We start from the raw sequence: 24185 nt of genomic DNA, 5'->3' as shown, positions 1-24185 counted from the left end.
TCACCCGGTAGCCTTCCCGGCAGCCCTTGCAGTCGGTATCGGCCATGCTGCGTCAGGCTTGGGCCGGCGCGCTCAGCTTCAGCGTCACGACCGACATCGGCGGCAGCGTCACGACCAGCTCCTCGCCCTGCCGCTTGAAGCCGTCGAACGCCTCCGGACGCAAGCGCTCCGGATGCTCGAACGTGTTGTGCGCGTCGATGCTGTCTCCGGCGAGCACGAGGCCCGACCAGCTGCCGCCATCCTGCAGGCCGCGCAGAGACAGCGTCGTCTCTGCCGAAGCATGAGGATCGAGATGGCAGAGGCTGATGTGGACGTTCCCTTCCTGGTCGCGGGTCGCCGTTCCGCTGACCGCCGGAATCTCTTCCTCGCCGAAGCGATAGCTGCCGCTCGTCAGCTGCAGATCCAGCCGCTCGGCATCCTGATGAACCTTGTACATGTCGAACACATGATAAGTCGGCGTCAGCAGCGCCTTGTCTCCCTCCGTCAGTACGACCGCCTGCAGCACGTTGACCGTCTGCGCGATGTTCGCCATCCGCACGCGGCGATTATGCTCGTGGAAAATATGGAACGTCAGCGATGCGACCAGCGCGTCGCGGATCGTGTTCTGCTGATACAGGAAGCCCGGGTTCGTGCCCGGCTCGACGTTGTACCAGGTTCCCCATTCGTCGACGATGAGCGCCACTCGGGCATCCGGATCATATTGATCCATGATCGCGCTGTGGCGCGTGATCAGCTCGTCCATGCGGAGCGACTTCCGGAGCGTGGAGAACCACTCCGCCTCGTCGAAGCCGGTCGCGTCGCCCTTGTCCTGCCAGCTGTCGCGCGGCAGCGTGTAGTAATGAAGCGTCAGCGCGTCCATGAATCGTCCCGCCTCGCGCATGAGCACCTCGGTCCAGCGATAGTCGTCGGAATTCGCGCCGCAAGCGATGCGCTCGATCCGGTTGCCGCCGTAGTTGCGGACATAGGTCTGGTAGCGGCGGTACAGATCGGCATAATACTCCGGCCGCATGTTGCCTCCGCAGCCCCAGTTCTCGTTGCCGACGCCGAAGTACGCCACCTTCCACGGCTCCTCGCGGCCGTTTTCCGCGCGCAGCTCCGCCATCGGGGAGACGCCCTCGAAGGTCAGGTACTCCACCCATTCGGCCATCTCCTGCACCGTGCCGCTGCCGACGTTGCCGTTGATGTAAGGCTCGCAGCCGATCTGCCGGCACAGCTCCATGAATTCATGCGTCCCGAAATGGTTGTTCTCGACAACGCCGCCCCAATGCGTGTTGATCATGCGCTTGCGCTTCTCGCGCGAGCCGATGCCGTCCTTCCAATGGTACTCGTCCGCGAAGCAGCCTCCCGGCCAGCGCAGCACCGGAACCCGGATCTGTTTAAGCGCTTCCACGACATCGTTGCGGATGCCGTTCGTATTCGGAATGGGCGAGTCCTCGCCGACCCAGAGGCCCTCGTAGATGCAGCGGCCCAGATGCTCCGAAAAATGCCCGTATACATTTCGGTCGATCTTGCCTTTTTGGATGTCCAGATTCAAAATGCCTTTTGCGGTCATGGTTGACGCTCCTTTAATTAATGTTATTATTAATCTAGTAATAGCTACGCGAATAGTATACGGAACGTCTTTCCATCCGTCAACGTGTTTTGCACAGCGGCAAGGCCTTGCTTGTATTTCATCCGCCGCTTCCTTACGATGAAGACAAAATGACTTGAAAAGGATTCGATTCCATGGAACAAGATCTCTCGCTTGACCTGACCGAGGCTTCCTTGCCTGTCTACGAGGCGCTGGCCAGTCCGGTCCGGCTGCGCATCCTGCGGCTGCTTCAGGACAAGCCGATGAACGTCAAGGAGCTGGCGGCCGCCTGCAGCCTGTCCAGCGCCATCATGACGATGCATGTGCGCAAGCTTGCCGAAGCGGGACTGCTCCGTTACGAGCTCGTTCCAGGCAAAAGCGGCGTGCAGAAAATATGCCAGCCTGCCGCCCGCTCCTTGCAGGTCCGGTTTGCCGACGACCTGCCTCCCGTCCGCCGCAAGAGCCACCGGATCGAGCTGCCGGTCGGACATTACTCGGACTTCCGCATCGAGCCGACATGCGGCCTCGCCACGACGGAAAGCGTCATCGGCAGCTTCGACGATCCGCGCTACTTCTGGGAGCCGGGCCGCATCTCCGCCGCGATCCTCTGGTTCGGCGGCAAGGGCTTTGTCGAATACAAAGCGCCGAACTATCTGCTGTCCAGCCAAAGGCCGCTTGAGCTCACGCTGACGCTCGAGGTCGCTTCGGAGGCGCCCTCGACGAACAACCACTTCCCTTCGGACATCACCTTCACGCTGAACGGCGTCAAGCTGTGCACCTGGACAAGCCCCGGCGATTACGGCGATCGGCCCGGCAAATTCACGCCCGAATGGTGGTCGCCGTTCACGAATCAATACGGCTTGCTCAAGCAGCTGCGCGTCACCGGCGACGGGACGTTCATGGACGGACTCAAGCTGTCCGAGGTGCGGCTGCAGGATATCGAGCTGCGCCGCCGCGAATGGACGCTGCGTCTGTCCGTCGAAGAGGATGCCGTCCATCGCGGAGGCATGACGCTGTTCGGCAAAGGCTTCGGCAATTATGACGAAAACATGGCGCTGGAGGTCGTCTATGAGGACGGCGAGCCTTCCGCTCCTTGAGCAAAGCCAAAAAAGAGCGTTGTCCGCAAAAGGGACAACGCTCTTTTTTATCATGCTGATTCGCTTGCTTCAAGCATCGCGGCTGGCTGACGCAAGCGCGCAGCCGAGTCCGCCTACGCCAGCTCCTTGGTCATGAACAGGCTGTTCGGGTCCAGTACATAGCTCGCGAACGGACCGCATTCGACGAATCCGAACGAAGCATAAAGCCTCTGGGCCGGGAAGAAAGACTCCATCGAGCCGGTCTCCAGGCTGAGCCGCTCGTAGCCGCGGCGGCGCGCTTCGCCGATGATATGCTCCACGAGCGCCCGCGCCACGCCCTTGCGCAGATGACGGGATGCCGTCCGCATCGACTTCAGCTCTCCGTGACGGGCATCGAGCTGCTTGAGCGCTCCGCAGCCGAGCAGCTCGCCGTCCTCCCACACGCTCCAAAAGGTGACCTCCGGCTTTTTCAAGCCGCTCAGATCGAGCGCATGGACGCTCTCCGGCGGAGAGCTGTCCGCCATGTCGCGCAGATGCTCGGCGATCAGCGCCTGGATCTCGGGGCCGTTCAAATCGTCGATGATGATCTTCATCTTGCTAAGCCCTCATCAATACAGCGTCAGGTACTGATCGCGCTCCCACTCATGCACTTGCGTCTTGTACATGTCCCATTCGATCTCTTTGAGCTCGTAGAAGTGGGCCAGCGCATGGTCGCCGAGCGCCTCGGTGACGATCTCGCTGCGGAGCAGCTCCGTGAGCGCCTCGCGCAGGTCTTCCGGCAGGCTCGGGATGCCTTCATCCAGGCGCTCCTCGTCGGTCATGACGTAGATGTTGCGATCGGTCGGAGCCGGCAGCGGATACTTGTTCTTGATGCCGTCCAGGCCGGCCTTCAGCATGACCGCCAGCGCCAGGTACGGGTTGGCCGCCGGATCCGGATTGCGCACCTCGACGCGCGTGCTGAGGCCGCGGGACGCCGGGATGCGGATCATCGGGCTGCGGTTGCTCGCCGACCAAGCGACGTAGCACGGAGCTTCGTAGCCCGGCACGAGCCGCTTGTAGCTGTTGACCGTCGGGTTGGTGATGGCGGCCATCGCGCGCGCATGGCGCAGCACTCCGGCCATGTACTGGCGCGCCGTCGCGCTCAGGCCGAGCGCGTCGCTCTCGTCATAAAACGCGTTCTCGCTGCCGCGGAACAGCGACTGGTGGCAGTGCATGCCGGAGCCGTTCACGCCGAACAGCGGCTTGGGCATGAACGTCGCATGCAGGCCGTGCTGGCGGGCGACCGTCTTGACGACAAGCTTGAACGTCTGGATCTGGTCCGCCGCCTTGATCGCGTCGGCGTACTTGAAGTCGATCTCATGCTGTCCCGGAGCCACCTCGTGGTGGGAAGCCTCGATCTCGAAGCCCATCTCCTCGAGCGTCAGCACGATCTCGCGGCGGCAGTTCTCGCCGAGATCCATCGGCGCCAGGTCGAAGTAGCCGCCCTGGTCGTTGAGCTCGGTTGTCGGCTCGCCTTTTTCGTTCGTCTTGAACAGGAAGAATTCCGGCTCCGGACCGACGTTCATCGCCGTGAAGCCCATCTCCTCGGCTTCCTTGAGCGCGCGCTTGAGGATGCCGCGCGGGTCGCCCGCGAACGGCGTGCCGTCCGGCATGTAGATGTCGCAGATGAGGCGCGCGACGCGATCCTGCGTCACCCAGGGGAAAACGACCCAGGTGCTCAGATCCGGATACAGGTACATGTCGGATTCCTCGATGCGGACATAACCTTCGATGGAAGATCCGTCAAACATCATTTTGTTGTCGAGCGCTTTTTCAAGCTGGCTGACCGGAATCTCCACGTTTTTGATCGTGCCGAGCAGATCGGTGAATTGCAGGCGGATGAAGCGGACGTTCTGCTCCTGGGCGATGCGGGTGATGTCATCTTTCGTATAGCTCACGAATATCGGCTCCTCGCAGTAGAGTAGGTGGTCGGGAATAGGACTCGGTTATCGTTTGTTGTTGAAAAAGCGGCTGAGCTGGCCCTGGATGAGGGAAGCCTTGCCGGGGCGCTTCTCCTGCAGCTGCTGCTTGAGCAGCAGGCGGAGCTGCGAGTCGCTGAGCTCGCGGCGGCGAACCTCGGAAATTTCGGTCATGACGGTCGCTTCCTCGGATTCCTTGGATACCGGATTCATGACCTGCTTGATGCCGGCGATATTCACGCCCTTCTCGATCAGCGACTTGATCTCGAGCAGGCGCTCGACGTCGTTGAAGGAGAACAGACGCTGGTTGCCGGAAGTCCGCGCCGGCACGATCAGCTCATGCTGCTCGTAGTAGCGGATCTGACGCGCGGTCAAGTCGGTCAGCTTCATTACGATCCCGATCGGGAACAGCGCCATATTGCGGCGTATATCGTCAGCCATGTTCACATCAACCTTCCAGTTTCGATAAGGGATGAGCTTATTGTACCTGCAGGACATGAAGGTGTCAACCGATGTGAGGTTCTTGTGTGAGTTTACATTACAATTATATCCTGCTTGGCCAGACGCTCCAGCGATTGCAGCAGGCCAAGCTTGACATGGGCATAGGTCAGGCCGCCCTGCATGTAGGCGATGTAAGGCTCGCGGATCGGCGCGTCGGCCGACAGCTCGAGGCTGCCGCCCTGGATGAACGAGCCCGCCGCCATGATGACGGGATGCTCGTAGCCCGGCATGTCCCATGCCTCGGGCACGACATGCGAGTCGACGGCCGCAGCCGCCTGAATGCCCTGCACGAACGCCGTCAGCGCTTCCGGACGGCCGAAGCGGATCGCCTGGATGAGGTCGGTGCGGGGCTCGTCCCAGCGCGGCGACGTCTCGAAGCCGAGCCGCTCGAACAGGCCGGCCGCCAGCACGCTCCCTCGGAGCGCCTGGCCGACCAGATGCGGCGCGAGGAACAGCCCTTGGTACATGGCGCGCAGCGTGCCGAGCATCGCGCCGACCTCCCCGCCGATGCCCGGCGCGGTGAGGCGGTACGACGCCGCCTGCACGGCCGCGGCCGTGCCCGCGACGTAGCCGCCGGTCGCCGCGAGTCCGCCGCCCGGATTTTTGATGAGCGAGCCGGCGATCAGGTCGGCTCCGACCTGCGTCGGCTCCAGCCGCTCGGTGAACTCGCCGTAGCAGTTGTCGACGAAGACGAGCACATCCGGCTTGATCGCCTTTACCCGCCGGATCATCTCGCCGATCCGCTCGACGGTGAACGACGCCCGCCAGTCGTAGCCGCGCGAGCGCTGGATGCCGACCACCTTCGTGCTCGGTCCGATCAGGCGCTCCGCCAGCTCCCAGTCGACGTCGCCCTCCGGCGTCAGCGCCGCTTCCCGATAGCCGATGCCGAAGTCCTGCAGCGATCCGGTGCCGTCGCCCGGCTTGCCGATCACTTTATGCAGCGTGTCGTACGGCCGTCCGGTCAGGTACAGCAGCTCGTCGCCGGGCCGCAGCAGGCCGAACAGCGCGCAGCTGATCGTATGGGTGCCCGAGGCGAAATGCGGCCGCACGAGCGCCGCCTCCGCGCCGAACACCTCCGCATAGACGAGATCGAGCACCTCGCGTCCGCGGTCGTTGTAGCCGTAGCCTGTCGAGCCGTTGAAGTGGAAGTCGCTCACGCGGAATTTTTGAAAGGCCCGGATCACCTTCCACTGGTTCTCCTCCGCCATGCGGTCCAGCTCCTTGAACCGCGCCTCCATCCTATCCTCGGCCTCGCGGGCGAGCTTCATCAGGTTGTCCATCATCGTTGTAAGTTCCGCTCCTTCATTTCGGTTGTACTCCGCAGGAAAAGAGCCCCGCCGGCCGCAGCCGGCGAAGCCCGATTCCTCCTTGCGGCCGGCCCCTCCGGGCGCGCCTCTCGCGCCGCCCGGCTCAGCCGTCCGGCTTTCCTTTGCCGTCCCATCGCATATCCTCCGGACGGAGGCTCATCAGCTCCTGCCTGCCCGGACTCGAGGAGGCGTATTGGTTCAGCAGCCTCACCGCCTGATGGCGGATCGCCTTCTCGATGAGATTGCGCACGTAGCGCGCATTGCTGAACGAATACAGCGTCGCCGTCTTTTCCTGCATCAGATGCGTCCTGAGCTTGAACACCGTCTGCGGCATGAGGGCGTAATCGCGGTCCTTGGCCATCAGCTCGGCGATCTGGATGAGCTGGTCGACGGTATAGTCCGGGAAGTCGATCTGGATCGGGAAGCGCGAGGGCAGCCCCGGGTTCGTCATCAGGAAATGCTCGATCTCCAGCGGATAGCCGGCAAGGATGAGCACGAACTGGCTGCGATGGTCCTCCATCGCCTTGACGAGCGTATCGATCGCTTCCTTGCCGAAGTCCTTTTCTCCGCCTCTCGCCAGGCTGTACGCCTCGTCGACGAACAGCACGCCGCCGAGCGCCTTTTTGACGAGATCTCGCGTCTTTTGCGCCGTATGGCCGATATACTCGCCCACGAGATCGGCTCGCTCCACCTCGATCAGATGTCCCTTGGACAGCAGCCCCATCTTCTGAAACAGCTTCGCCACGATGCGGGCGATCGTCGTCTTGCCGGTGCCGGGGTTGCCCTTGAAGATCATATGGTACACCTGAGCGCCTCCGGAGAGGCCGGCTTCGGTCCGCATCTGACTGATCAGCAGCAGAGCATAGATCTCGTAGATGAGGGACTTCACGCCCTCCATGCCGACCATAGGCTCCAATTCCTTCTGGATCTCGAGATAAGGGTCCGCCGAGGGCGGCACCGCGGCCGGACGCGGCAGAGCCGCAGCCGGTTCGTGAGGCGCATCGACGCCGGCCAGCGCCGGAGCCGATGCCCCGAGACCGTACGTCTCATGATGGCGCAGCACGACATTGATCTGGCGGGAGGGCCGGGAGCCCTTGGCTCCCGAAGCGGCGTGTCCGTTCATCTGCGGCATCACTGTCCCTTCTGGTACGTTTCGCTCTCCTAAGCGTATTCGGGACAAAGAAGCGGTATGAACGGATTTAAGGCGCTTTGAGGCCGATCAGCAGCAGCAGCTTGTCCAGCTTCCACTTGCCGTACGCCAGCACCTCCCGCGTCTGGTTGCGCGAGGCGCTGAGCACCTTGGACTTGACCGAGCTGACGACGGGATCGTCGAAGCCGAGGAAGCGGGCCATGTCCAGCGCCCGCGGCGCGTGGTACTCATGCGTGACGATCAGGTAGGAGGAAAGGCCGTTCTTCTCCCCTGCCTCGCGGCTGAACACGAGATTCTCGTACGTGCTCGTCGCGCGGTTCTCCAGGAGGATATCCTCCTTCGGCACGCCTTTGTCGACGAGATAGAGCCGCATCCCCTGCGCCTCCGTCAGCTTCGAGCCGTTGCGGTCGAGGCCGCCCGAGACGATCAGCTTGTCCACCCGCCCCGCCTCGTACAGCCGGAGCGCCTGATCCAGCCTCTCCTGCAGGCCGGGGCTGGGGCGGTCGTTCCAGAGCGCCGCGCCGAGCACGATCGCGGCCTGCCGCTGCGGCACGGGATTCGGAGGATCGTAATGGGTGATCTGCCAGAGCAGCCAGCCGCTTGCCAGGACGCCGACAGACAGCGCGATCAGCATAACGCGCAAAAGACGGCCTGCGAGGCCGCCTCCTCTTGCTTTGCGGGTCGGCCGCCGCTTCGCGCGGACCGCCGCCTTTTGCTTGCTTCCGGCCTTCGGCTTGCCGGCGGCCGCGCCCTTTCGCGCCGGTCCGCTAGAGCTGTCCTTGAGCCCGCTTCCCTTGCGGGGAGCGGGCGGACCCGGGGGACGGCTCATGATTCGCTGACCTCTCCGAGCCGCTCCGCGAGCGTCTTGCGGTGGCGGAGGCTGAGCGTGAAGTAGCGGAAGCGGCCGTTCTTGATCGAGGCGAGCAGGCGTCCGGCCGTCTTGCGGGCCATCGCCGCCTCCTTGCGCGTGATGTCCCCGCCGAGAACCGCGTCCTCCAGCTCATCCTCGTCCATCAGGTACACTTCGCCCGACGGCAGCACGACGATGTCCAGGTACAGGTCGTCGAACCACGGAACCTGCTGGTCGGTCAAGCCTTGCGTTTTGCAGATGTCAATGTACCATTGCACGACCTTGCCCTTGTCGTCGAACATCGTCGTGACGACGAAATGCTCGCCCCGCGGGAAATGCTGCATCCAGAGATAGCCCCGGTCGGCCAGGCAGAGCCGGCGCCCGTTGTATTCCTTCCACAGCGGCTCCCGCAGCTCGTGGATCCGGTAGAACGTGACGAGACCTCGGAAGTCGTCGCCGTCAAGCGTCAGGCAAGTGTAGCTTCTGCGCAGGATACGCCGCCAGTTGGCCCGATCGGAAAATTTTCGTTTCATATGGAACGTACCCTTTCCCCTAAGATGCGGTGCGGCTGCCTTCTCCTGTCTGGAGGGTGGCTGGTGGATCCTTCCGCCCCATCCTTCCTTTAGTTGACAGCTTACCACATCTTCCCGCGCTTCTCCACCCATGCTCCAAATAAGACCGGGCTCCGCCCGTCCCTGCCGCGCCGCCGCGAGGACGTCCTCTATGGAAAAAGCCCGTCTCCGGCTGGCGGAGACGGGCGGCTCGCACGCGCGCTTGCTACTGCACGACCGAGTTGAAGGACATGATCCAAACGGAGCCGGCGACGATCGTAATGACGATGATCCCGCCGAGCACGAGCGCCATGAGGTTGTACCTCGGCTTATCCGCTTCGCGAATGTGCATGAAGAAGATCAGCTGCACGAGCAGCTGCGCGACCGCGGTAATGAGGATCACGAGCAGCGTGGCGGTGCGCTCCAGCAGCCCGTTGAACACGACGACCATCGGAATGATCGTCAGCACGATCGACAGGAGAAAGCCGATCGAGTACGACTTCATCGAGCCGTGGCTGTGCTCCTCGTGGTGGCCGTGGCCATGGTTGGACGAATGCTGGCTCATCTTACATCACCCCCATCAGATAGACGACCGAGAGGAGGAAGATCCAGATGACGTCGAGGAAGTGCCAGTACAGGCTGAAGTTCGTGATCTTGCGCTTCGTGACGGTCGTGATGCCGCGCTTGCGCAGCTGCAGGATCAGGCCGATGCACCAGAAGATGCCCATCGTCACGTGGATGCCGTGCGTGCCGACCAGCGTGAAGAACGCCGACAGGAACGCGCTCGTGCCGATGTTCGCGCCTTCGTGGACCATCGTCATGAACTCCTCGATCTCGAGGAAGAGGAACGCCCCGCCGAGCAGCAGCGTCATGACGAGCCAGAAGATCGTGCCTTTGAGCTTGTTCGCCTGCATCTGCAGCACCGCGATCCCGCTCGTGAAGCTGGAGGTGAGCAGGATGAACGTCGAGGCGACGAAGATCGGAATCTCGAAAAGCTCCTTGCCGGTCGGACCGCCGTTCGTGTGGCCTACGAGGACGACGTAGACCGCGAACAGCGTTCCGAACAGCAGGACGTCGGAGACGAGGAACAGCCAGAATCCGGCTGTCTTGAGCGACTCCTGTTCTTGCGTATGGTGCTCGTGCACTTCAGGCGATACGATGTGCTGCGCCATTATCTCGTCGCCCCCCTTAGCTTCTGTTCCGTTCTCTTGACTTCGTCCACCGGGATGTAATAGTCCACGTCATAGGTGAACGAGCGGGCATACAGGCTGCCGAACACGCCCAGGAAGCCGATGATGACCATCCAGATCCAGTCGAACGTGAAGCCGAATCCGACGAGGAACCAGAAGCCGGACATGATGAACGGGATGCCCGAGTTTTTCGGCATGTGGATCGGCTCGAGTTCCTGCTTCGGCCGCTCGATGCCTTTAGCCCGGTCTTCCTTCTCATGCCACCAGTCGTCGACCTTGCGCACCTGCGGCACGACCGCGAAGTTGTAGGCCGGAGGCGGCGAAGGAATCGACCACTCCAGCGTGCGGCCGTTCCAGATGTCGCCGGTCTTGTCGCGCTGGCCGTTGCGCACGCTCCAGGCGATCTGCCACACCTGGAAGATGAAGCCGAGGCCCATCAGGAACGCGCCGATCGTGCTCGTGAAGTTGAGCGCAGCCCAGCCGCGGTCCCACTCGTACGTGTAGACGCGGCGCGTCATGCCGTCGAGGCCGAGGAAGTACTGCGGGAAGAAGCACAGGTAGAAACCGATGTTCCACGTCCAGAAGCCCCACCGTCCGCGCTTCTCGTCGAGCTTGAAGCCGAACAGCTTCGGCCACCAGTAGTAGATGCCGGCGAGATAGCCGAACACGACGCCGCCGATGAGCACCTGGTGGAAGTGGGCGATCAGGAAGTAGCTGTTGTGGTACTGGAAGTCGGCCGGAGCGACGGCCAGCATGACGCCGGTCGCGCCGCCGACGAGGAAGCAGGGAATGAAGCCCATCGTCCACAGCATCGGCAGCTCGAAGCTGATCCGCCCTCGATACATCGTGAAAAGCCAGTTGAACACCTTGACCCCGGTCGGAATCGCGATCGCCATCGTCGAGATGGCGAAGAAGGAGTTGACGTCCGCGCTCGAGCCCATCGTGTAGAAGTGATGGACCCAGGTGAAGAAGCTGAGCACGCTGATGACCATCATCGCGAACACCATCGACTTGTAGCCGAAGATCGTCTTGCGCGAGAACGTCGCGACGATCTCGGAGAAGATGCCGAACGCCGGCAGGACGACGATGTACACCTCGGGATGTCCCCACATCCAGATGAGGTTGACGTACATCATGGACATGCCGCCGCCGTCCAGCGTGAAGAAGTGCGCCCCGAAGTAGCGGTCGAGGAACAGCAGCGCCAGCGTCACCGTCAGGATCGGGAAGGCGAACAGGATCGTGATGCAGGAAGACAGCACGGACCAGGAGAAGAGCGGCATCTTCATGAGCTTCATGCCCGGCGCGCGCATCTTCAGGATCGTGACGATGAAGTTGATGCCGGTCATCAAGGAGCCGATGCCGGAGATCTGGATGCCCCAGATGTAGAAGTCCTGGCCTCTGCCCGGACTGCCTGAGAGCTCGGAGAGCGGCGGATAGCTGAGCCAGCCGGCGTCCGGCGAGCCCCCGATGACGAAGCTGATGTTGAACAGCATCGCGCCGAACAGGAACAGCCAGAAGCTGAGCGCGTTCAGGAACGGGAACGCGACGTCGCGCGCGCCGAGCTGCAGCGGCACGACCATGTTGAACAGCGCGAACATCATCGGCATCGCCATGAACAGGATCATGATCGTGCCGTGCGTCGTGAAGATCGCGTTGTAGTGGTCCGCCTGGAGGAACTCGACCTCCGGCAAAGCCAGCTGCGTGCGCATGAGCAGGGCGTCCACCCCGCCGCGGAACAGCATGAGCAGCGACGCGATCAGATACATGATGCCGATCTTCTTATGGTCGACCGTCGTCAGCCATTCCGTCCAGAGCCACTTCCATTTCTTGAAGTAGGTCAGGACAAAGACGATCGCGACGCTGACGAGCGCGATCGATACGTCCGCGCCGTAAATGAGCGGATCGCCCGTGACGAAGAAATCGCCGGCGAACTCTTTGATGGAATCCCACATATGGATCTATTTCCTCCCCTTGCCGCCTATTGGCTCGAGTCCGGCTGATCGCCGGACGCCGCGGAATCAGCCGCCTGGCTGCCGCCGGCGGAGCTGTCCTGCTTGTCTTTCTTCACCGGGAACGCGCCCCGGATGTCGAGGCCGTTCGCCGGATGGTGATGGCCGCCGTTCTGGATGACGATCGAGTTGAACAGCGTCGGCTCGAGGTCCCCGAACGTCTGGATCGGCGCGGTGCCCTTCACGGCCAGCTGCTGATAAGCCTTATGGTCCAGCTTCGCCGGCTCCTGCTTGGACTTCTCGATCCAGGCGTCGAAATCGTCCTGCGTCATCGACGTGACCTTGAAGTTCATCTTGGCGAACTCGCTGCCGGAGAAGTTGGCGCCGGAACCGTAATACTCGCCCGTGCCGTCGGACTGCAGCCACATCCGCATCGCCATTCCCGGCATCGTATACATCATGCCGCCCAGCTGCGGAACCCAGAACGAGTTCATCGCTGAGTTGGAGGTGAGGACGAACTGGATCGGCGTCTTTTCCGGGATGTTCAGGTAGTTGACCGTCGCGATCCCCTGGTCGGGATACTGGAACAGCCATTTCCAGTCCATCGACGTGACCTGGATCGTGACCGGCTCGACATGCGCCGTCTCGGCCGGCGGCTTGATCAGCTTGTACGTGTCGCGCACCGTGAAGTAGCCGAGCAGCGCGACGATGATGATCGGAATCGTCCACCAGATCGCCTCGAGCTTCGTGCTGTGCGACCAGTTCGGCTCGTAAGGCGCCTTGTTGTCCGGCTTGTCCCGGTACCTCCAGACGATATAGGCGAAAATCGCCAGCACCGGCACGACGACGACGGCGCACAGAAGGACGGAGATCCAGATGAGGTCCTTCTGGATTTCCGCGACCGGTCCTTTCGGATCGAGGACGATCGCATTTTCGCACCCGGCCAGGAATACGGCCATTCCGGCTCCGGCCAGGACCGTCCCCAGCCTGCGGAGCCGCTTGCGTGCAGCTTTCATTGTTTCATCTCCTTTAGGCCATCTCCAAGCATATTACCCACAATTCGGGAATGTCCCCTGCCGTCCGCAAAGATACGGTTCCCTCTCTCGCAACCAGCATATCAAAAAGGACGCGTATCCGCGTCCCCGTTAACGAATCCGTCTTATTTTTGTGCGAATTCCGTAATACGTTGTTCAACGAATTGTCTTATCTTGCCCATCCTCCGCGATTTCTTCCGAGAGTGGAAACATGCTTGCCGCGATCATGACGACGGGCGAGGCGACCAGGCAGCCCATCCCGAGCATGAGCGGCAGGTTGCGGTCGTTGAACGGAGTGAGGAAAAAGAGGCAAAGCACGGCTCCTGTCGCGGCCAGCGCCCACGCATAGCCTTGAAGCATGGCCGCCATCGTCATTCGCTTGTCCATGAGGAACTCCCCCTTCTGCTATGGTTCAGCATATGAGGAAATTCACAAAAGGTTCACCCGTTCGGGGGAGATTCGTCACAGACGCGAGGAACGGATCAGCTTTCCTGGATGTCGATGGACTCCATTTTGACGACCGTCGTCGGCTTGCTGGTCTCGCCGCTGTTCGGGTCGACCTCGACCGGCGTCGCCGCGATCTTGTCCACGACGTCCTGGCCGCTCTCGACCTCGCCGAAAATCGCGTAGTTCGGCTGGGCGTCGAGGCCGCGCACGCTGTCGCCGGTGCCGATGAAGAACTGGCTGCCGCCCGTGTTCGGACCGGCGTTGGCCATGGCGACGACGTACTTGTCGTACGAGTGGCCGTTGTTCAGCTCATCGGGAATCGCGTAGCCGGGACCGCCGGCGCCTGTGCCTGTCGGATCTCCGGTCTGGACCATGAATTCCTGGATGATGCGGTGGAACACGACGCCCTCGTAGAAGCCCTCTTTGGCGAGGAAGACGAAGTTGTTGACGGTCTGCGGAGCGTCCTTGGCGAACAAGCGGATCGTGAACTCGCCCTCCGTCGTCTTGACGACGGCTTTGTACGTCTTGTCCGGATCGATGGCCATGGCGGGAGCCTTGTCCCATTGCTTGGCCGGCTCGGCCGACGGCTCCGGCGAGCTGGCCGGGCTGGCGGTGGCTGGCGGCTCCGTGTTCGAGGAGCCTCCGGCTCCTCCGGTCGCGTTGCCGTCGGACTTGGCGCCGCAGCCGCCCAGCACGAGGGCGGCGGCGAGCAGAAGAGCGGATGTGGAAGCGAGCATGCGGTTCATGGATTGGATCATCCTTTGCTGGTGGGATGGGCTGCTGGCTGGCGAATCAAGGCGAGACGAAGCCGGCGCCTTGGGCGGCCTCGTCTCCGCTGGCAGGACCTTCGGTCGGCGGCGTTCCGCCGTCCGTGGCTGCCTGCTCGGTCGGAGTCGGCATTGGGGTCGGCGTCGAGCCCGGTGTCGGCGTCGGAGTCGGAACGGCCGGCTCGCTCGGCTCCGTGCCCGGTTCTTCGCTCGGGGAGGGCTCGGCAATCGGCGGCTCGCTCGGCGTCGGGCTCGGAGACAGCTCGACGCCCGGGATCTCGACGAAGATTTTGGCCGACGGCACGCCTTCTTGTCCGCTGGCATCGTCGTACGCGGTCACGTAATATTCATAGCTCATGCCAGGCGCGACGGACAAGTCCGCCACTCCAGGCGAGGCCGCGTCGAGGATGCGGGCATAGTCGGCTTCGCCTTCTGCCTTGCGGTAGATGCGGTAGCTGATCGACTCGCCCTCGACCGGCGACCAGCGCAGCGCGACGAGCATGGCGTTCTCGTCGTAGCTGCCTTGCAGGTCGAGCACCTGATCGGGCTGCTCGCCCGGAGGCGGCGTCTGCGGCGTTGGCGCAGGAGCCTTGTCGAAGGAGCCGCGCGGAACGTCCTTCATCGCCTTCCGCATCACTTTGGAGAACAGCGCCGCAGCCGCGGAGCTGCTTTTCTTGAGCAGATGGTCCTTGTCGGTCTTGTCGTAGCCCATCCATACCGCGGCCGTCCATTCCGGCGTATAGCCGACGAACCAGGCGTCGCGGTTGTAGCTGGACTTCAGTCCCGGGATGCCGTGCTGGGTCGTGCCCGTCTTGCCGGCGAGCGGGCGGTCGATCGCCGCTCCGGCTCCCGTGCCTCCAGACTGGACGACTCCCTGCATGATCTGCGTCATGTAGGCGGCCGTCTGTTCCTTCATGAGCTGCTTCGGCTTCGGACCGGCATACTCATAGACCGTCGCTCCGTCCGAGCTCTCGATACGTACGATCGTATGCGCGTCGACCGAGCGCCCGTCGTTGGCAAAGGCGCTGTAGGCGGTCGCCATCTGCAGCGGCGAGACGCCCGTCGTCAGGCCGCCGAGCGCGATGCTGAGGTTGCGGTCCTTGGACTTGTCGAGCGGCATGCCGAGCTTCTCGGAGAACGCGACGCCCTTGCTGACGCCGATCTCGTTGAGCAGCCAGACGGCCGAGGCGTTGCGCGACTCCTTGAGCGACTGCGCCATCGTGATCGGACCGATGTACTTGACGCGGTTGGAATCGGTCGGACAGTAGTCGCCGTAGCATTTCTTGTCGTCGCGCAGGATCGAGTCCGGCGTGTAGTCGCCCGTGTCGAGGGCGGGTCCGTACACGGTGATCGGCTTGAACGCGGAGCCCGGCTGGCGCGGCACGGTGACGCGGTTCCAGCCTTTGCGGACGTAGTCGCGGCCGCCAATCATCGCCTTGATCGAGCCGTCGCTATGGTCCATGATGACCATCGCGGCCTGCTGCTTCTGGTCGTCGGGCGACTTTTCGAAGTTGCTGTCGTCGTCGAACGCGTCCTCCACCGTCTGCTGCGCCGTGGCGTTGAGCGCCGTGTAGATCTTGAAGCCGCCGAGGCGGATCTCGTCCTCGGTGCGGCCCGTCACCTGTACCGCTTCCTTGACGGCGTAGTCGACGTAGGTCATGAATTTGTTGCGCGAGCTGCCGGTGCTGTAATTGTCCAGCGGCTTGTAGACGACAGCCTTGGCCTGCTCCATCTCGGCCTCAGTGATGTAGCCTTGATTGTTCATGAGCGTCAGCACGACCGCGCGGCGGCCGGCGGAGCGCTCGGCGTCGTCCTTCGGATTATAATAGCTCGGCGCCTTGGGGATCGCGGCAAGCGTAGCCATCTGCCACAGCTTGAGGTCCTCGAGGCTGCTGTTGAAGTAATACTTGGCGGCGAGCTTGACTCCGTACACCCCGTTGCCGAAGTAGATCCGGTTGAGGTACATCGTCAAAATCTCGTCCTTGCTCAGCTGGTTCTCCAGCGCGACGGCGATCGAAGCCTCGGTCGCCTTGCGGAAAAACGTCTTGTCCTGGTTGAGGAACAGGTTGCGCGCCAGCTGCTGCGTGATCGTGCTGGCGCCTTCGACCGCGCTGCGCGCGATGATGTCCTTGACGATGGCGCGGCCGATGCCGATGACGTCGATGCCGGAATGCTCCTCGAACCGCTTGTCCTCGGTGGCGATGAACGCGTTCCGCAGCAGCTCCGGCAGCTCGCTGAACTGCGCGTCCTGCGAGTTGACGGAGGCGAGGCTCGCGATTTTGCCGTTGCTTGAATCATAGATTGCCGACGCGTCTCCGCGCAGCAGCACGTCGCGGTTGGCCGCGAGGATGCGCTCGCCGTTCAGGATGACGAGCAGATAGCCGACGATGGCGCAGACGACGCCGAGCGCGCCGGCGAAAAACAATCCGTAAAACCATTTGCGCTTGCGGCTGGCGCGCGAGCGCCCCCGTCCCTTCGCCGATTTGGCCCCGGACGGGCGGCCTTCCCCTTTTTTTCTCTGTTCTGGCATATGGCTCATGACTCCTTCCGGTCGGTCCTAGCTTCTCCCGTTATAGGTATACCCCGCAAACAGAAGAACAACCCTGCCGGAAGAGCGGGTTGTTCTTCGGACCGATATTCAACTAACGAGGAAAAGACGGGAAAGGTTTCATCGGGGGTGCTCAGGCTCCTGCGCCCGGCGTCTCCTGCTGCATCAGCGATACGTTGCGCTGCGGCGTGAACGTCGAGATGGCATGCTTGTACACCATCTGCTGGCGTCCGTCCGAGTCGATGACGATCGTGAAGTTGTCGAAGGCGCGGATGACGCCCCGGATCTGGAAGCCGTTCGTCAAGTAAACCGTCACCGGAATGCTGTCCTTGCGCAGCTGGTTCAGGAACGTATCTTGAATATTGATGGATTTGTTCATTGAGAGTTACCCCCGTCACAAGAAGATTGGTTAGTGGTATATTCAAGACCGCAGCCTAGCTTTCCTGCTAGTATAGCATGGATGCGCTCCAAATTGTTGTGAAAATTTTCCCCCGCGTCGATCCATTCGATGTCCTTCATATGGCGGAACCAGCTCAGCTGCCGCTTGGCGAAGCGCCTCGTATCGCGCTTCAGCAGCTCCGCCGCCTCCTCCCTCGAGCGCTCTCCGCGCAGCCACGGGACGAGCTCCTTGTAGCCGAGCCCCTGCATCGCCACCGCATCGTCCGGCACGCCGGAGGCGAGCAGCCGGGCGACCTCCTCCGCGAGCCCCTCCTCCATCATCAGATCGATCCGCCGCTCGATGCGGCGGTACAGCTCGGCCCGATCCATCGTCAGTCCCAGCAGACATAGTTCGTAAGGCGATTCCTTTTTCTGTCCGGCGAGCTGGCCGCTCATCGTCTCGCCCGTCAGATGCAGAATTTCCAGCGCGCGGATGACGCGGCGCGTATCGTTCGGATGCAGCCGGGCCGCGCTCTCGGGATCGGCGGCCGCGAGCCGCGCATGCAGCGCCTCCGCGCCCTGCGCCTCCCCGAATGCCTGCAGCTCGGCGCGATAGCTCTCGTCGGACGCCGCCTGCGAGAACCGGTAGCCGTAGCAGACCGACTCGATGTACAGACCGGTGCCGCCGACGATGAACGGCAGCCGGCCGCGCCCGGCGATCTCGGGAATGAGCCGCGAGCAGGCTTCCTGAAAGTCCGCGGCCGAATACGACTCGCGCGGATCGCGGATGTCGATCAGATGATGCGGGACGCCTTCCATCTCCTCCGGCCTGATCTTCGCGGTGCCGATGTCCATGCCCCGGTACACCTGCATGGAATCGCCGGAGATGATTTCCGCTCCGTACGCCTTGGCGAGCTCGAGGCTCAGCTTCGTCTTGCCGACCGCCGTCGGTCCGAGCAGGACGAGCAGCGGCGGCTTATGCGGGGTCATGCTTGCCAATCGTTATCACTCCATATCCGACAGCCGACGTCTTTTTGCCCGGACAGCGGACGAAGCCGAGCCGGCCGAATTCGGGACTGTGGTTCGTTTCCTTGAGCACGACGGCGCGCCTCGCCACCCGCATCGCCTCGCGGACGGCGTCGGGATGAAGCGGCTCCGGGTTGGCGAGGCCGCGCAGCGGGCCGATCGAGCTCGACTCATGCACCGGATCGCGGAACATCGGGTCGAAATAGACGATGTCGAAGCTGTCGTCCGGGAGCGAGCGGAGATGCTCCGCATAATCGGCGCGGACCGCGCGGATGCGGCGCAGCGCGGCCGTCACGTCGGGCAGCTCCGTCTCGTACGTCCGCAGTCCGTCGCGGACGACCGCATGCAGCACGGGCTCGCTCTCGAGCGCCGTCACCTCGCCCTCCGGACCGGCCGCGTAGGCGAACACGATCGCATCGCCGGCCAGACCGGCCGTGCAATCGAGCACGCGGTCGCCCGGGCGGACGCCTGCCAGCTCGACGAGCGGATCCGGCTCGCCCTTGCGCAGCCTTTTGACCCGCACATAGGCCATGCTCGGATGAAAATAGAAGGGCGGCTCCTCGGGGCCGCCGTAATAGCGCAGCTGCGTGCTCGTCACGACGAGCAGCTCGCGGTCGCCCGCCTGGGCGGCAAGCTGGCCGAGCGTGCGGCGGCGGCGCGGCTCCAGCCGCGCGCCCAGCTCCTCCGCCAGTCGCGCCGCCGTCGCCAGCATGTCCGCCGACGGCTGATCCGTCGTCGTTACGATCATGACATCACCCGCTTGAACATTTTTTCCAGCTGATAGACCGAGATATGGACGAGGATCGGCCGGCCGTGCGGGCACGTATACGGCTGCGCGCATGCCGCGAGCCTCGCCAGCAGCGTCTCGCCTTCCTCGCGGCTGAGCCGGTCGTTCGCTTTAATGGAAGCTTTGCACGAGCACAGGATCGCCGCTTCCTCGCGCAGCTTGGCGATGTCGACGGCGCGCTTCTCGCGCAGCGCCCAATCGGCCATCTCCTCGACCAGCTCCTGCTCCCGTCCCTTCGGGAACCAGTGGGGATGAGAGCGGACGAGGAAGCTTTGCGGCCCGAACGGCTCGAGCTCGACGCCCGCCTCCGCCAGCAGCGGCAGCCGCTCGACCAGCTGCAGCGCGTCCGCGCTCGTATATTCCAGCGTGAACGGCAGCAGCAGCGGCTGGCTTTCGCCGCTCACCTCGCCGAACTTGCGGTAGTAATATTCGTAGTTGATGCGCTCATGGGCGGCATGCTGGTCGATCAGATACATGCCTTCCTCGTTTTGCGCGATCAGGTACGTGCCGTGCAGCTGGCCGACCCAGCTCAGCTCCGGGAATCCGGCAGCGTCGGCCGCTGGAGCGCCGCCGGCCGCAGGAACGGCCGGATCGGGCGCGAGCTCCGGCGGCGGACTCGCGCTCGCGCCAGCGGCGGCGGCGACGGGGAGCGACGGAGCGCTGTCCGCTGCGGCGGCCGCGGAATTGGACGCGGCCGCATCCGGCGGCGAAGGCGTACCGGCCGGATCGGCCGGCGAAGCCGCGTAGCCGGCGGCGGCGGACTCGCGCCAGCCGGCCGCGCCGAAGGCGCCGGCAGCGGGCGCGTACAGCCGCTGCGCCGCATCCGGCGGCACGGCCGGCGGATGCGCGGCGGGCGGCCGCCACGGTCCGGCGGCGACGCTGCCCGCGCGGGCTGTCGAGCCGACGGACGCGGAGCCGCGCGCGCCGTCCGTGCGCGGCGGCGGTGCCCGCGGCGGCCGTCGCGGGCGCCGTCCGGCGGCATGGCCGCCGGAGGGGCGGGGGTCGAGCCAGCATCCCGCAACCGGCTCCGGCGAGGGGAAGCGCAGCTGCTCCTGCCGGTACACCGGACCGGAGCGCTCGCCCCGGCCGGACTCGGGACCTGGAATATGGCGCCTTCCGCCGAGCGCGGCGCGCGCCGTTTCCTCCACGAACGCCTTGAGCTCGGCTTCCTTGCTGAACCGCACCTCCATCTTGGACGGATGCACGTTGACGTCGACGAGCCCCGGATGCATGCCGATCTCCAGCACCGCGACCGGGAAGCGGTTGATCGGCAGCAGCGTGTGGTAGGCGGCGAGCAGCGACGACTGCACGGCGAAGCTGCGGATGTACCGGCCGTTGACGACGGTCGTCAGCGCGCTGCGGCTCGCCCGGGTCAGCTCCGGCTTGGAGATGTACCCGTTCAGCTCGTAGTCGGCATGCTCGCCGCGCAGCGGCAGCATCGCCTTGGCCGTGCCGGTGCCGTAGACGGCGGCGATCACCTGCAGCCGGTCGCCCGTGCCGGACGTGCGGAGCAGGCTGCCGCCGTTATGCGTCAGCGAGAAGGCGATGCCCGGATGGGCGAGCGCGATGCGGTAAATATAGTCCGAGATATGGCCGAGCTCGGTCTGGATGCTTTTCATATATTTGAGGCGGGCGGGCGTGTTGAAGAAAAGGTCGCGGACGGTCATGTCCGTCCCCTGCGAGCAGCCGGCATGCTCGTCGGCGGTCAGCTGGCCGCCTTCCATGCGGATGCGGCGGCCGAGTCTGCTGTCGCCGCTCGCGGAGACGCATTCGACGCGCGCGACGGCGGCGATGCTCGGCAGCGCCTCGCCACGGAAGCCGAGGCTCGCGATCCGGAACAGGTCGCGGTCGCTCAGCAGCTTGCTCGTCGCATGCCGCTGGAACGCCGTCTCCATGTCCTCCGGCTCGATGCCGCCGCCGTTGTCCTGCACGCGGATGAGGCTCAGCCCGCCCTCCTCGATCGTGATGTCGATCGAGGTCGCGCCGGCGTCGACCGCGTTCTCCACCAGCTCCTTGACGACGGAGGCCGGCCGTTCGACGACCTCGCCCGCGGCGATCTGGTTCGCCAGATGCTCGTCCAGCACATGGATCTTGCCCATCGTTCCCCACCTCCCTGGGTTGAAAATCAGCTGCCGACCGAGTCGGTCCGGCTCAGCCGAGCCGGACCTTCTCCTCGTTCAGCCACTGCATCGCCTGCATCGGCGTCAGGTTGAACAGATCGAGCTTGCGCAGCCGCTCCGCCAGCTCGTCCGCCGCGTCGGCGCCGCGGCCTGCGCGGCGCTTGCCTCCGCCGGCAGCCAGCGTCTCCGGCTCGCCGAAGATCGACAGCTGGACCGCCGTTTGCGGCGCGGCCGGCCGGTCCGATGCGATCGGCTCTGCCGCGCCCGTCGGCCGCTCGTCCGGGCGCGCCTGCGGCTCGATCGCCTCCTCGTACGCGGCGGCGGCTTCGCGAGCGGCCAGCCCCTCGCCGCGGCCATGCTCGCCGGCGCGTGCGGACGCCGCGGCAGGCGCTTCGTGTCCGGCGAGCAGCTCGTAGGCGCGGCCGATGATGCTCTCCGGCAGGCCGGCAAGCCGCGCGCAGTAGATGCCGTAGCTCGTGCTGGCCGCGCCGGGCACGAGCCTGCGCAGGAACGTCACGTCGCCGCCGCTTTCCTTGACCGCCATGCTGGCGTTGCGCAGGCAGCGGAGCGACTGCTCCAGATGCGACAGCTCGTGGAAATGCGTCGAGACGAGCGCCTTGCAGCCGGTCCGGTCATGCAGGAACTCGATGACCGCCTGCGCGATGCTCATCCCCTCCGCCGTCGACGTGCCGCGGCCGAGCTCGTCGATGATGACGAGGCTGCGGCGGGTCGCCTTGTCGGTCATCTGCTGGATGTCGCGCATCTCGACCATGAACGTGCTCTGTCCGCCGGCCAGATCGTCCGCCGCCCCGATGCGGGTGAAGATGCGGTCGACCAGCGGCAGCCGCGCCGAGCGCGCCGGCACGAAGCAGCCGATCTGCGCCATGATGCAGATGAGCGCCGTCTGGCGCATGTAGGTGCTCTTGCCGGCCATGTTCGGGCCGGTGATGAGCAGCACGCGCGCGCCGTCCTCGCTCAGCTCGGCGCCGTTGGCCATGAACGGCGCGCCGTCCAGCACCGCCTCGACGACGGGATGGCGGCCGCCTTCGATCGACAGGTCGTACTCCTCTCCCATCTGCGGCCGCACGTAGCGGCGCTCGGCGCTGACCGCGGCGAGCGACTGCAGCACGTCGGCGCGGGCGATGACGTCCGCCAGCCGCTGCAGCCGGTGCAGCTGGTCGGCAATATGGTCGCGCAGCTGCAGGAACAGGCTGTATTCGAGGTCGGTCATCTTCTCCTCGGCCTCGAGGATGAGCCGCTCCTTCTCCTTCAGCTCCGGCGTGACGAAGCGCTCGGCGTTGGCGAGCGTCTGCTTGCGCTCGTAGCGGCCTTCGGGCAAAGAGCCGAGATTGGCCTTGGACACCTCGAGGTAGTAGCCGAACACCTTGTTGTAGCCGATCTTGAGCGAGCGGATGCCCGTCGCCTCGCGCTCGCGCCGCTCCAGGTCGGCGAGCCAGCGCTTGCCTCCGCTGCTCGCCTCGCGCAGCTGGTCGAGGTAGTCGTCGTAGCCGGCGCGGATGAGCCCGCCCTCGCGCGTCGACACCGGCGGCTCGTCCACGAGCACCGTGTCGATCATCTCGCGCAGGTCGCCGCAGTCGTCGACGCCGTCCGCGAGCCGGCGCAGCGTCTCCGAGCCGGAGCCGGCCAGCAGCGCCAGCAGGCTGGGCACGCGCTCCAGCGACGCCTTCAGCGCGGCCAGATCGCGTCCGCCCGCCGTGCCGTAGGCGACGCGGCCGACGAGGCGCTCCAGATCATAGATGCCGTCCAGCTCGGCGCGGATGTCCTCGCGCTGGATGAGGTCGGCATGCAGCGCCGCGACCGCGTCCAGCCGCTCCTCGACCGCCGCGGCGGACAGCAGCGGCTTGTCGATCCAGCGGCGCAGCAGGCGTCCGCCCATCGACGTCTTGGTGCGGTCGAGCAGCCAGAGCAGCGAGCCCTTGCGGCTGCGGCCCTGCACCGTCTCGGTCAGCTCAAGGTTGCGCCGGGTGAACGGATCGAGGATGAGATACTGGCTCGGCTCGTAGCCCTGCACCCGGCGCAGATGCCCGAGCGAGCGCTTCTGCGTCTCGGCCAGATAGCCGGCGAGCAGCGAGACGGCCCGCAGCCGCGCCGGCGGCAGGCCGTCCAGCGCGCCGTCCGGCAGCAGCTGCCGCAGCTTGTCCTCGTCCATCGGCAGCCGCTCGGTGTAGAGCGCCGGCCGTCCGGCCGCGGGCGGCTGCGCCCGCAGCCGCTCCAGCACGGAGGCGTCGCCGACGATCTCCGCCGGTCCGTAGACGTTGATTTCGTCCTGCAGCAGCTCGGACGCCTCGTCGAACGACGTCGCGTACAGCTCGCCGGTCGACAGGTCGCAGGCCGCAAGCGCGAGCTGCCCCGCCTCCGCCGCGACGGAGACGATGTAGTTGTTGGCCTTGTCGGAGAGCGACTTGCTCTCCATCACCGTGCCGGGAGTGACGACCCGCACGATCTCGCGCCGGACGACGCCCTTGGCGACGGACGGGTCCTCGACCTGCTCGCAGATCGCCACCTTGTAGCCTTTCTCGATCAGCCTCGCTATGTATCCTTCCGCCGAGTGGTACGGCACGCCGCACATCGGGATGCGGTCCTCGCCGCCTCCCGCGCGGCCGGTGAGCGTAATTTCCAGCTCCTTGGCGGCCAGTACGGCGTCGTCGAAGAACAGTTCGTAGAAGTCGCCGAGGCGGAAAAACAGAAACGCATCCTTGGCTTCTTCCTTTATGGATAAATATTGCTGCATCATCGGGGTCAAAGCGGCCACGTGCGTACCTCCTGGGCAGGCTTCGACGCGTCTCGCCTGCATTCTATGAAAACCGACCTTCATTATACCAGCAGAACGGAATCCTTACAAAAGAAGAAACACGCCAGAGCCGGACCGCATCGAGGCTCGGCCGTGCTTCTGCAGCCGGCGGCGCAAGCATCGCGGGCTCTTGCGACGGACGGAGGATTTACCCGGTTTATGTT

21 protein-coding genes are annotated in these 24185 nt (G+C 64.4%); 1 reads left to right on the top strand and 20 read right to left on the bottom strand.

Annotated elements, in window-relative coordinates:
• Positions 1-52: 52 nt before the first annotated feature.
• Entirely contained in the window at positions 53-1552 is a 1500-nt protein-coding gene (locus B8V81_RS20810) for an alpha-N-arabinofuranosidase (RefSeq protein WP_028597640.1), read from the bottom strand.
• Between the two features lie 173 nt (positions 1553-1725).
• On the opposite strand from B8V81_RS20810, the gene B8V81_RS20805 reads away from it, so the two are divergent.
• Entirely contained in the window at positions 1726-2667 is a 942-nt protein-coding gene (locus B8V81_RS20805) for an ArsR/SmtB family transcription factor (protein WP_028597639.1), read from the top strand.
• 113 nt (positions 2668-2780) lie between these two features.
• Here the strand turns inward: B8V81_RS20805 and B8V81_RS20800 are convergent, their stop codons facing one another.
• From B8V81_RS20800 to mutS, 19 genes are all read right to left on the bottom strand, one after another.
• Entirely contained in the window at positions 2781-3239 is a 459-nt protein-coding gene (locus B8V81_RS20800; protein WP_028597638.1) for a GNAT family N-acetyltransferase, read from the bottom strand.
• Positions 3240-3254: 15 nt separating this feature from the next.
• A complete protein-coding gene (glnA, locus tag B8V81_RS20795) occupies positions 3255-4583 on the bottom strand; it encodes a type I glutamate--ammonia ligase (protein WP_028598351.1) in 1329 nt (442 codons plus the stop codon).
• Positions 4584-4631: 48 nt separating this feature from the next.
• Entirely contained in the window at positions 4632-5045 is a 414-nt protein-coding gene (locus B8V81_RS20790; RefSeq protein ID WP_028598352.1) for a MerR family transcriptional regulator, read from the bottom strand.
• A gap of 92 nt (positions 5046-5137) precedes the next feature.
• The gene (locus B8V81_RS20785; RefSeq protein ID WP_028598353.1) at positions 5138-6388 is read right to left on the bottom strand and encodes a methionine gamma-lyase family protein; all 1251 of its coding nucleotides are present in this window, start codon (positions 6386-6388) and stop codon (positions 5138-5140) included.
• A 127-nt stretch (positions 6389-6515) separates the two neighbouring features.
• A complete protein-coding gene (locus B8V81_RS20780; protein ID WP_028598354.1) occupies positions 6516-7535 on the bottom strand; it encodes an AAA family ATPase in 1020 nt (339 codons plus the stop codon).
• Positions 7536-7611: 76 nt separating this feature from the next.
• Positions 7612-8391 (bottom strand): YdcF family protein, encoded by a 780-nt coding sequence (locus B8V81_RS20775; protein WP_228551448.1) that lies wholly within the window; start codon positions 8389-8391, stop codon positions 7612-7614.
• Positions 8388-8945, bottom strand: coding sequence for a ribonuclease FAU-1 family protein (locus tag B8V81_RS20770; RefSeq protein WP_028598355.1), 558 nt, complete (start codon positions 8943-8945; stop codon positions 8388-8390). Before B8V81_RS20770 ends, B8V81_RS20775 begins: the two co-directional genes overlap by 4 nt.
• Before the next feature lie 244 nt (positions 8946-9189).
• Positions 9190-9528, bottom strand: a complete 339-nt coding sequence (cyoD, locus tag B8V81_RS20765; protein WP_028598356.1) for a cytochrome o ubiquinol oxidase subunit IV — start codon at positions 9526-9528, stop codon at positions 9190-9192.
• A 1-nt stretch (position 9529) separates the two neighbouring features.
• Positions 9530-10135, bottom strand: a complete 606-nt coding sequence (locus tag B8V81_RS20760) for a cytochrome c oxidase subunit 3 (RefSeq protein ID WP_028598357.1) — start codon at positions 10133-10135, stop codon at positions 9530-9532.
• Positions 10135-12105, bottom strand: a complete 1971-nt coding sequence (locus tag B8V81_RS20755) for a cbb3-type cytochrome c oxidase subunit I (protein WP_028598358.1) — start codon at positions 12103-12105, stop codon at positions 10135-10137. The genes B8V81_RS20760 and B8V81_RS20755 overlap by 1 nt, the downstream gene beginning before the upstream one ends.
• A gap of 26 nt (positions 12106-12131) precedes the next feature.
• Entirely contained in the window at positions 12132-13118 is a 987-nt protein-coding gene (gene qoxA / locus B8V81_RS20750) for a cytochrome aa3 quinol oxidase subunit II (protein ID WP_043111151.1), read from the bottom strand.
• Between the two features lie 174 nt (positions 13119-13292).
• Positions 13293-13523 (bottom strand): hypothetical protein, encoded by a 231-nt coding sequence (locus B8V81_RS20745; protein WP_043111152.1) that lies wholly within the window; start codon positions 13521-13523, stop codon positions 13293-13295.
• Positions 13524-13618: 95 nt separating this feature from the next.
• Entirely contained in the window at positions 13619-14329 is a 711-nt protein-coding gene (locus B8V81_RS20740) for a peptidylprolyl isomerase (RefSeq protein WP_028598360.1), read from the bottom strand.
• A 46-nt stretch (positions 14330-14375) separates the two neighbouring features.
• Positions 14376-16880 (bottom strand): transglycosylase domain-containing protein, encoded by a 2505-nt coding sequence (locus B8V81_RS20735; RefSeq protein ID WP_180968499.1) that lies wholly within the window; start codon positions 16878-16880, stop codon positions 14376-14378.
• A 151-nt stretch (positions 16881-17031) separates the two neighbouring features.
• Entirely contained in the window at positions 17032-17277 is a 246-nt protein-coding gene (hfq, locus tag B8V81_RS20730) for an RNA chaperone Hfq (protein ID WP_028598361.1), read from the bottom strand.
• Positions 17274-18266, bottom strand: a complete 993-nt coding sequence (gene miaA / locus B8V81_RS20725) for a tRNA (adenosine(37)-N6)-dimethylallyltransferase MiaA (RefSeq protein ID WP_028598362.1) — start codon at positions 18264-18266, stop codon at positions 17274-17276. Before miaA ends, hfq begins: the two co-directional genes overlap by 4 nt.
• Positions 18253-19050: a class I SAM-dependent methyltransferase gene (locus B8V81_RS20720; protein WP_028598363.1), complete on the bottom strand. Its 798-nt coding sequence runs from the start codon at positions 19048-19050 to the stop codon at positions 18253-18255. The genes miaA and B8V81_RS20720 overlap by 14 nt, the downstream gene beginning before the upstream one ends.
• A complete protein-coding gene (gene mutL, locus B8V81_RS20715) occupies positions 19047-21188 on the bottom strand; it encodes a DNA mismatch repair endonuclease MutL (RefSeq protein ID WP_101809104.1) in 2142 nt (713 codons plus the stop codon). Before mutL ends, B8V81_RS20720 begins: the two co-directional genes overlap by 4 nt.
• Positions 21189-21240: 52 nt before the next feature.
• Positions 21241-23982, bottom strand: a complete 2742-nt coding sequence (gene mutS / locus B8V81_RS20710) for a DNA mismatch repair protein MutS (protein WP_101809103.1) — start codon at positions 23980-23982, stop codon at positions 21241-21243.
• Positions 23983-24185 lie beyond the last annotated feature (203 nt).

It is taken from the genome of Paenibacillus pasadenensis, assembly GCF_002864175.1.
GTDB lineage: Bacteria > Bacillota > Bacilli > Paenibacillales > Paenibacillaceae > Paenibacillus_O > Paenibacillus_O pasadenensis.
The sequence above is the reverse complement of the archived record's forward strand: the minus strand, read 5'-3'. Positions and strand labels throughout refer to the sequence as shown.